An 8,571-nucleotide genomic window follows, 5' to 3' on the forward strand; every position below is an offset into this window, starting at 1 on the left:
CGCAGTGTGCGTCATGCAGGTTATTGATTGCTCGCCGGCTCAGTGCGCGTATTTGGGTTAGGAGACAATCTCGTAGCACGGCACATAGGCGGTGCCTGGCAGCTTCATCCGTTGTTGGTCGACGAAGCTTTGTAATAGTTTGTCCATTTTTTCCATCAAATATTTGTCACCATCGATTTTAAACGGGCCATGTTGCTCGATATTGCGCATTCCCTCGTCTTTCACATTCCCCGCCACAATGCCCGAGAATGCTTGACGTAACGCGGAAGCGAGCAACTCTGGGCGCTGATCCATGTGCAAGTTAAGATTAGCCATATTGTCATGTGTTGGTGCGAAGGGATGTTGGAAATCCGGCTCGATTTTTAATGACCAATTGTATGAGTAGGCATCGCCAGTGGCCTTGCGATGCTCTTTGACCGCGGGCATGGCATTTTTCATCAATCGTGCGGCTTTAGCAGGATCGTCAATCACGATTTCATAATATTGGGTGGCTTCCTCGCCCAAGACATCACGAATAAACGCATCGATATCGCGAAAGTAATCTTCACTCTCTTTCGGGCCGGTTAACACGATAGGCAAAGGCTGTGAGCGGTTATCAGGATGCATCATGATGCCAAGAATATAAAGTAACTCTTCCGCTGTCCCTGCGCCGCCAGGGAAAATGACAATCCCATGCGCGATACGGACAAAGGCTTCTAGGCGCTTTTCAATATCGGGCATGATAACCAGTTCGTTAACCATGGGGTTCGGCGGCTCAGCAGCGATAATAGAGGGCTCGGTTAAGCCAATAAATCGGCTGTCATACGTGCGCTGCTTGGCATGGCCGATCGCAGCGCCTTTCATTGGCCCCTCCATCGCACCTGGACCACACCCCGTACAAATATCCAGTTCACGCAGGCCAAGCTCATGACCCACTTCACGCGTGTATTGATATTCGATGTCGTTGATTGAATGCCCGCCCCAGCAAACCACTAAATTAGGATCGACCCGTGGACGGAGCGTTTTCGCATTACGCAAGATACCGAATATTAAGTTAGTGATATGCGGTGAGCTATCGAGGTTGAGGGCAGGACTATGCTCGAGCTGCACATTAACGTGAATAATGTCGCGGAGGACAGAGAACATATGCTCTTGAATGCCGCGAATGATCTTGCCGTCGACAAAGGCATGATCGGGTGGGTTAACCAGCTCGAGTTTGATCCCCCGCTCTCGGCGTAACACGCGAATTTCAAAGTTGGCGTGTTTTTCGAGAAGTGCTTTGGAGCTGTCTGTATGGCTGCCTGAATTTAAAACGGCCAATGAGCAGTTGCGGTATAAGCGGTACAGATCACTGCTGGCGCTGGCTTTTAAACGATCGACCTCGATTTGAGAAAGCAGATCCATCGTTCCAATCGGACTAATGTGTGTGATCATAGCGACAACCTCTTACACGCCGACATCCTGTTTAACGTGAGCAAGGCTGTCGAGCGGTGCTATAAAAATCAGTGTGTTAATTAAAAATACACACGCTAGCCATAATTGACCAGTAAAAATTAACACCAGATGATTTGGTTGCGACCACTGTTTTTCGCTTGATAGAGCGCTTGGTCAGCACGCTCTAGCACCGGTGTGGGGGTATCTTCACCTTGGAAGAGGGTGGCACCAATTGAGACGCTAATTGACACGCGCTCGTTTTTAAACTTCAGCGGGAGTTTACGAATGGTGTGGCTAATATTAGCCAAAATATCAGTGCGCGTTTCATCGTCGGCATCAGGTAACAAAATCACAAACTCTTCGCCACCAAAGCGGGCAATAAAGTCGGTGTCGCGTAAGCATTGGTAGATGGTGCGCGCGATAATTTTCAACGCTTTATCACCGACTTCGTAGCCAAATTGCTGATTCACTTGTTTAAAGTGGTCAAGATCAACGACGGCAAGGCAAAACTCACGCTGGTACTTTTTCCATAATCGGTACTCATGTTCCAAACGATCGTTTAGGGCGGCACGGTTGTAGACACGGGTAAGTGGATCTAACAGACGTTTGCGCTCCTGATCACCGATCCGACGGTGTTGATCGAGGGTTTGCTCTGCTAAGGCGCTAAGCTGGTTTTGATTGTGTGCTAATTGCTCTTCCAAGGCTTGCTCGCGATTTTTGAGCGCTTTATTTTCTTGCGCGATCACTTGGAGCTCTGCAAGCGCTTGGGTTAATGCGGCTTCTGGGTTGGCTTTTGCCGCGCCTTTCCGTTTGAGTTCGTGTTCAATATCGGTAATGGTGCGATCGAGTCGCTGATCGACACTTTGGTGTGCCAGTCGCAGCTGGCTGGCATGATCATGCGCACGGGTATTTTGTTGGCTTATTGATACGAGGTCATCATTGACTTGACTGAGAAATTGCTGCGAAGCGCGCCGCTCAGATTGGGTGGCTTCTAGAATCAGTTTGAGCGCCGCTAACGTTAAAGACACCACGGTAGCCGGTGATATATCGGTCAGCAGTTCACGGCGGATTTCAAGCAACTTGTCGCCTGCTTGACCGTCGATATCGAGTTCTGTAATCAGGTTTTGTAGTTCGTCAGCGACGCGACGTATTTGATCGTTGTCGATGTCTGGTATTTGCTGCGTACGGGGCCTGGCAACTTGCAAGGTCACGGCGCGTTCGTAAAGTTGAAGTAACTTAATGAGGTGCTGTGTGCGTTCGGTATCACCGTTCGCCGGTTGCGCCAATAGATCTCGCAAGTCGCGTTTCAATTGAACGGGGAGACCTGTCACTCGCTGTAGTGTTTCACCACTGGTGTGAAATTGCTCATCGAGGTGTGACTGTGCTTTTGCTTGTGTCATGTTTTGATGACCCACCATGCGTTCAATAACGGCTAAACGCGGGAGCAACGCGCTAACATCCTGCGTTGAATACAATACGTCACGGAACTCGGCCAGCTTTTGGTCGACCAAGTTATTTTTACCCGAGCACGTAGCGATAAAGCGCGACACCAGCCGTTTAAGGCTATGGATCTCCCGACGCGACCTGAGCGCCAGCTCCCGATACGCTGAGGGCGACGCATTATTACCCGCCTGAGCGGTCTGGGCCGACAACGGTGATGGGGTGGACTTAGTCATTTTATCGAGGAAATACCTGATTATGTTCGCGTTTTGGCGCCATTGGTAGCGAAAACAGTTTCACTAACTACCCGTAGCTATACCGATTTATTGCTATGGTCATCAATAACTGACGCTGGCTTTTTATCAGATTCGTGATCCTTCTGCCAGTTCAACAAGTCGTTAGCTGAAGATTTAACCTTTACTAATCCAGAATCAATGCCTTTCAAGCAAGCATGACGCAAGTTGGTATTGACGAAGCTCGCGGCGGGCGCTGTGTTAATTGCGCTAAAGTGTACCCAATGACTTTCCCCGGTCTGTTGCGCGAGATCACTGGCTTGATGGGTCGCCGTTAATAAAATCTCGATCAACTCTTGGTCATTAATCGATGTGTACGCACGTGGTAAAAAAGGATACTCCGCGAGACCAATGGCGACTTGCGGCGTGAGCGCCGGGGATGAGTCACCTTCACTCATCGCGTGTGCCTGACTACTTTGATAGTGGCTGACAAAGTCTGCGATCAAAGACTGCACGAAATGAGCAAGTGCATCAGGCTGGGTATCTTGCTCCCAATTGGTCTCGATATAAATAAACAAGGTATCGGCGAAATGATATAAGCGGCCAGATTGAGTGACGCGCTCGGACAAATAGTCGCCAAGCTGACGCTCGATATCTTGCGCCCTTTGATAGCCGAGACGCAAAAATAACGCTTTAAGAAAGGCAACGTCGAACATGGCAAAGCGGAGCCGATCACTCAGTGGCTGATGGATCATGTCGTTCAGATACCATTGCTCAAAGTTGGCGTTACTTTTTTCCAACGAACGCGGTAACTTGGCATTGAGCATGCGTAAGTTTCTCAGCCCAGTACGTGGGTGCGTATAAAAATCATCACGCAGCTCTTCGAGTTCTCCCTGACGCATCACCGCGGCACGATGACGAAGGTAAACAATGGCCACTAACACCCCAAGGCTGCCTAATAGGAAATAGTTGACCTTCTGTAAGTGAAGCTGTTCTTGATGTGCGCTATCTAGCTGGCGCTGCAGCTCATCCATTTGTAGCTGCCGCTCGACCACACGCTGTTGTTGTTTAAAGGTATCGGCTTGTTGCTGTCGCTCTGATTGCAGTTGCTGCGCGCGCAGCTTTTCATAATCACGTTGCATCATCAGGGCCGCTTGATACTTGCCTTGCGACTCCAAGGCTTTGGAGAGGGCATGATGCGCCATCGTCATGGTTTGAAAGTCTTTTTCTGCCTCTGCTCGCTCTAGCGCGGTGCGAATTTCTTCCTCTGCTTGCTTGGGTTGAGAAAGCGCAAGATGAATACGTCCTTGCAACAACATTGCCTGTGTGGTGAGGGGCGAGTTGGGTAGGCTACCGACCAGTCTTAGCGCATCTTGGATGTATCTGTCACTGAGCGGGAAATGCTCTAGCTGATAATAGGTGCGGGCGATGGCCAGATGGACTTGTGCAAGCGGTTGGAGACGACCGAGTGCTTGCTCAATTTCAAGTGCATTAAAATAATGCACCAAGGCAAAATTATAACGGGCTTGTTGCTCGTAAATGGTGGCCAAGAGGCGCTGTGATGCTGATAAGCGTCGGCTTAATGAATAATGCTCAAAAAAGGCAGCGGCTTGGTTCGCGTGTTCAAGGGCTTGGTTAAGCGCGCCTTGCTGATTATACAGCCTGGCCAGTTTCATATTGGCACCGGCAATCAATGCTGTGTATTCGTTCTCGCTAGCTATCCAGAAAGCGCTGAGTAACTCGGTCAGGGCACTCTCATGTTGCTTCTGGTCGAGTAAAAAGCCACCCAGTGAGAGCTGAAACTCGACTTTATCCCGTAAATCTTGGGGATCACTATTAAGCTGGCTGCGCGCATTTTCATAGGCGACAAGCGCGGTGTCACTGTCTGCGGTGGCGGCGAGAATATTGGCGCGCAGTAAAGCACTTTTAAAACGGCTTTCTTGACCGTTTAAGCTGTTTTCCGGTAAGGCCTCAATGGCTTTTTGGGCGGCATCGAGTGTCGCGAGGGCGCGCGTTGAGTCGCGATCAAGGTGCCAGATAAGCGAGGCTTCGGTCAGCAAGACTTGCACTTGTACGTGTTTTAAGTCGTATTCATCGACCACTTGATAGGCTTTTTGTAGCGCCGCTTTAGCCTCAACCGGTTGATCGAGGTAAGCATAAGCTCGGGCACTGATCAAATAGGCATACACGGTATGCAATGGCGTGCGAATCGAACGATCCGTGTCGTTATTCACATGTGAGCGATTGGCCCCTGTGGTTAGGCGGCGTTGGGCTAAAAAACGATTGCTGATTTCCAACGATTGCGTTGGAGACGTTTCGAGGAGTTTTTCCGCATTAGTGAGTACGGGCGAGGAGTGGATTGAAGCGAACGCCGTTATCGACGTTAACCAAAAAAGCAGGCCTACAAGTAGTCGGCTGATGCGCATGCGCCATCCTCTAAGTAAAGCGATGAGAGAAAGGCTGCCCGCAGGCAGCCTATGGTGTTATTGTCTTGCCAAACGATTGTTTTCGCTTGGTGTTTTGCCCATGTTCGTACGGTATGGATTAATATCTAAACCACCGCGACGCGTGTAACGGGCATAAACGGTGAGCTTTTCCGGCTGACAAAAACGCATGATATCCATAAAAATGCGCTCCACGCATTGCTCATGAAACTCATTGTGCTCACGAAATGACACCAAGTAGCGAAGCAGCTTCTCACGGTTTAACTTGTTGCCTTTATAGGCGATTCTCACCGAGCCCCAGTCTGGCTGATTGGTAATCAGGCAGTTTGATTTGAGTAAATGGCTGTGAAGGGTCTCGGACACAATCGCGCCTTGAGCGGCACCGTCGAGCCAGTCTGGATTAAAGGTATAGTCGTCGATGCTGATGTCTTGGTGATCGATACATTCACCCGCGAGGCCAGCGATGGTTTCTCCCTCTAACTCACTGAGCGGGGATAAAGTGACATCCACCTCTTCGCCCGCACAAGCGGATAAATCGGTTTGCAATGCGTTAGCTACCTGTTGCCAGTTATCAAAGCGGGTTTGATTAAAGCTATTGAGGTATAGCTTAAATGATTTTGACTCGATCAAGTTGGGGCTAGAGGCCGGTAGACGGACTTCGCCAATCGCCACTTGGGGCAAACCATTTTGGTTGAGCCATGACAGCTCATACAAGGTCCAGGTGTCGTATCCGGTAAAGGGCATCGCCGCATTATCGAGTCCGATGGCCTGACGATTTAGCGCGCGAGGGACGGCACGCAGTTGTGACGGATCGTACTGGGTTGGGTAATCTGTTTTTTCGCCAAGCGATAAATTGGCGAGGGCATCGGCATCTTGATAATTGCTCATACGGATCTGCTATTGATTCAAGTAGAATGGGTAAAGTTTACTGAATCTTGCTATAGGTTGCGAATGGAGAACACAGTACATCGTGCCCTTTGGGCGCTAACACAGAATTATATGGCGGTATGGCAGGGTAAGTATCAACATTTACCCTGTACAGAGGCTTACATTGGACTGCCATCTCCCTGTGTCGTGAGCGAAAATGACCACCAACTACAATGGCAACCAGTCAAGCGCGACGCGTTGGCTGATTTTTCCAATGTAGAACAAGCGATAGCCTTGCGTTTGCACAGTGATATTAAAGATTTTTATAACGCATTTTATTGTGCAGATTTATCGGTGCGTTATCAGGGGGAGTCGATAAGCTTGCTTCAGGTGTGGAGTGACGATGACTTGGCGCGCTTACAAGAAAACATCTTGGGACATCTGATGATGCAGCGTCAGCGCAAGCTTACGCCGAGTGTCTTTATCGCGACCACAGACGATGAAATGGTGATCATTGCGATTGATAACATGAGTGGGGAAGTGATCAGAGAAACCCTGAATAAAGGGACGCGTGATGTGATTGCCCCCAATCTGGAAACATTTCTCGCAGCACTAGAGGTTGATGTGGCATGATTCTCACGGAATTGACCTTTGAGTGCTTTGATAATACCACCGTTAGTGCGGTCGACCGCACGATCAACGGCCTCATGGATGCATTGCGTTATAATGGCCAGGTGCTCGGACGCGAGTTTCCGATCTTGATGCAAGAAGGCCAGTTTCAGCTTCGTGTGGTGTGCCCAGATGAAGACGCCTTGCACCCACGCTTTCACAGCCCACAAGTGAAACGCGCGTTGCAGCAGCTCGCCGAGGCGTGCTTAACCCAACCGAAAGTGCGTGTGCTGGGGCGCGATTTGAACTCGGAACAAGCCGCTCCGAGTGTCTCTCCGACTTGGCAAGTGCTCTACACCACCTTTGTTCACACGTGTTCGCCGCTGCGTTGTGGCGATACCCTGCTACCCATCCCGCTTTATCGCTTACCCGCCACCTTTAACGGTGATCACAAAGCGGTCATCAAATGGCAAACAGAATGGCAAGCCTGTGATGAATTACAAATGGCCGGTGCCAGCGATGCCGAATTTGCAGGCTTGAATGAAATTGGATGTCCCAATACGCGCCTATTTCAGCGCGGTTGGGATTTACGTGGGCGGATAGAGTACTTAACGGGCACGCCGACTTACTATTATCAATATCGTGTGGGCGGTAAAGACAAAGAGAGTGAGCTTGAACGCCCATGTCCCCAGTGTGGCGAGTCTTGGCGGCTTGAGGCCCCGTTACACGATATCTTCCTGTTTAAGTGCGATCGTTGCCGGCTAGTATCCAACCTTTCTTGGGACTTTAAGCTGGCTTAGCGGTTTAAATGCTGGGCTTCTAGCGTCGCTAATCGCTCGCTCAACTCGGCCACTTGTTGTTCGAGTTGGCTGATACGCTCAGCATCGGATAGCCTCGCGTCATCGCTAGGCATTTCGGGGAGTGGTGTATTGGCTTTCGCACTTTTCACCGCTTGGATAATCAAGGGTAAAGGGACTTGCGTGGTCAATTGGGCTTTTACTTTCGCCACGGTGACGGTTTGCCCTTTTGCGTCGAGCACCTTGATTGCTCGCGCCAGCTCAGCTTGATAGCTCATCAGTTAATCCTAGCGACATGACAGGAGAAGGAAAGATTAGGGCTTTCTCAGTCGCGCATCAAGCATATCAACCTGTTCCGCCCAATCGGCGTCTTCCTTGATGGCTTCATCAATAAACGCCCGTTGTGCCGCACTCCAAAATGGGGCATCGACCAGTGTTTGTCCTTCCACCAAGCAGTGGCTGGATAGGAAGTGTTCAATTGAGGCCTTATCGGTCGCTAAGCCCAGTTGTTCAAACAGATGCTGTAAGTCATGTTGAAAGGTTTCCATTGCCACTCCTACTTGCTTGATAAGCGTCTATACTCACTATAGTAGCAGCCGCTACTCTGTGCCTTGATGAAAGCGGTGTCGGTGAGCAAAGAACAAAGAATAGAAAAGCTCCCTGCTCAGTGTGCGATATCTCTTACAAGGGCGTGGGACAAAAGCAGAATCTTGCTACGAAAATCGACCTCCTATTTTTTATTTTTTATTTTATTACAGGGGCTTACAT

The 8,571-nt window shown here is 49.8% G+C and carries 8 protein-coding genes; 2 read left to right on the plus strand and 6 right to left on the minus strand.

Annotated features, from left to right (window positions below; all coding sequences use genetic code 11):
- Positions 1-57 precede the first annotated feature (57 nt).
- The 4 genes from ppnN to queF all read right to left on the minus strand — a co-directional run bounded on the left by ppnN (position 58) and on the right by queF (position 6,418).
- The gene (ppnN, locus tag BZG13_RS01570; protein WP_069363524.1) at positions 58-1,413 is read right to left on the minus strand and encodes a nucleotide 5'-monophosphate nucleosidase PpnN; all 1,356 of its coding nucleotides are present in this window, start codon (positions 1,411-1,413) and stop codon (positions 58-60) included.
- 119 nt (positions 1,414-1,532) lie between these two features.
- Complete coding sequence (locus tag BZG13_RS01575) at positions 1,533-3,089, minus strand: GGDEF domain-containing protein (RefSeq protein ID WP_077484482.1); 1,557 nt, start codon at positions 3,087-3,089, stop codon at positions 1,533-1,535.
- Positions 3,090-3,166: 77 nt separating this feature from the next.
- Positions 3,167-5,512, minus strand: a complete 2,346-nt coding sequence (locus BZG13_RS01580) for a tetratricopeptide repeat protein (protein WP_077484484.1) — start codon at positions 5,510-5,512, stop codon at positions 3,167-3,169.
- A 57-nt stretch (positions 5,513-5,569) separates the two neighbouring features.
- On the minus strand, positions 5,570-6,418 hold the full coding sequence (queF, locus tag BZG13_RS01585) for an NADPH-dependent 7-cyano-7-deazaguanine reductase QueF (protein ID WP_077484486.1): 849 nt from the start codon (positions 6,416-6,418) through the stop codon (positions 5,570-5,572).
- Positions 6,419-6,481: 63 nt separating this feature from the next.
- On the opposite strand from queF, the gene syd reads away from it, so the two are divergent.
- Positions 6,482-7,030 carry a SecY-interacting protein gene (gene syd, locus BZG13_RS01590; protein WP_069363528.1) on the plus strand — a complete coding sequence of 183 codons (549 nt, stop codon included), beginning with the start codon at positions 6,482-6,484 and terminating at the stop codon, positions 7,028-7,030.
- The gene (locus BZG13_RS01595; RefSeq protein ID WP_077484487.1) at positions 7,027-7,806 is read left to right on the plus strand and encodes a Zn-ribbon-containing protein; all 780 of its coding nucleotides are present in this window, start codon (positions 7,027-7,029) and stop codon (positions 7,804-7,806) included. The genes syd and BZG13_RS01595 overlap by 4 nt, the downstream gene beginning before the upstream one ends.
- Here the strand turns inward: BZG13_RS01595 and BZG13_RS01600 are convergent.
- Together BZG13_RS01600 and BZG13_RS01605 are read right to left on the minus strand one after the other, a co-directional pair.
- Positions 7,803-8,081 (minus strand): hypothetical protein, encoded by a 279-nt coding sequence (locus BZG13_RS01600; protein ID WP_077484489.1) that lies wholly within the window; start codon positions 8,079-8,081, stop codon positions 7,803-7,805. The genes BZG13_RS01595 and BZG13_RS01600 overlap by 4 nt on opposite strands.
- Before the next feature lie 36 nt (positions 8,082-8,117).
- Entirely contained in the window at positions 8,118-8,351 is a 234-nt protein-coding gene (locus BZG13_RS01605; protein ID WP_069363531.1) for a DUF2789 domain-containing protein, read from the minus strand.
- Positions 8,352-8,571: the final 220 nt, after the last annotated feature.

It is taken from the genome of Salinivibrio sp. ML323 (genome assembly GCF_001995745.1).
Taxonomy (GTDB): Bacteria; Pseudomonadota; Gammaproteobacteria; order Enterobacterales; family Vibrionaceae; genus Salinivibrio; species Salinivibrio kushneri.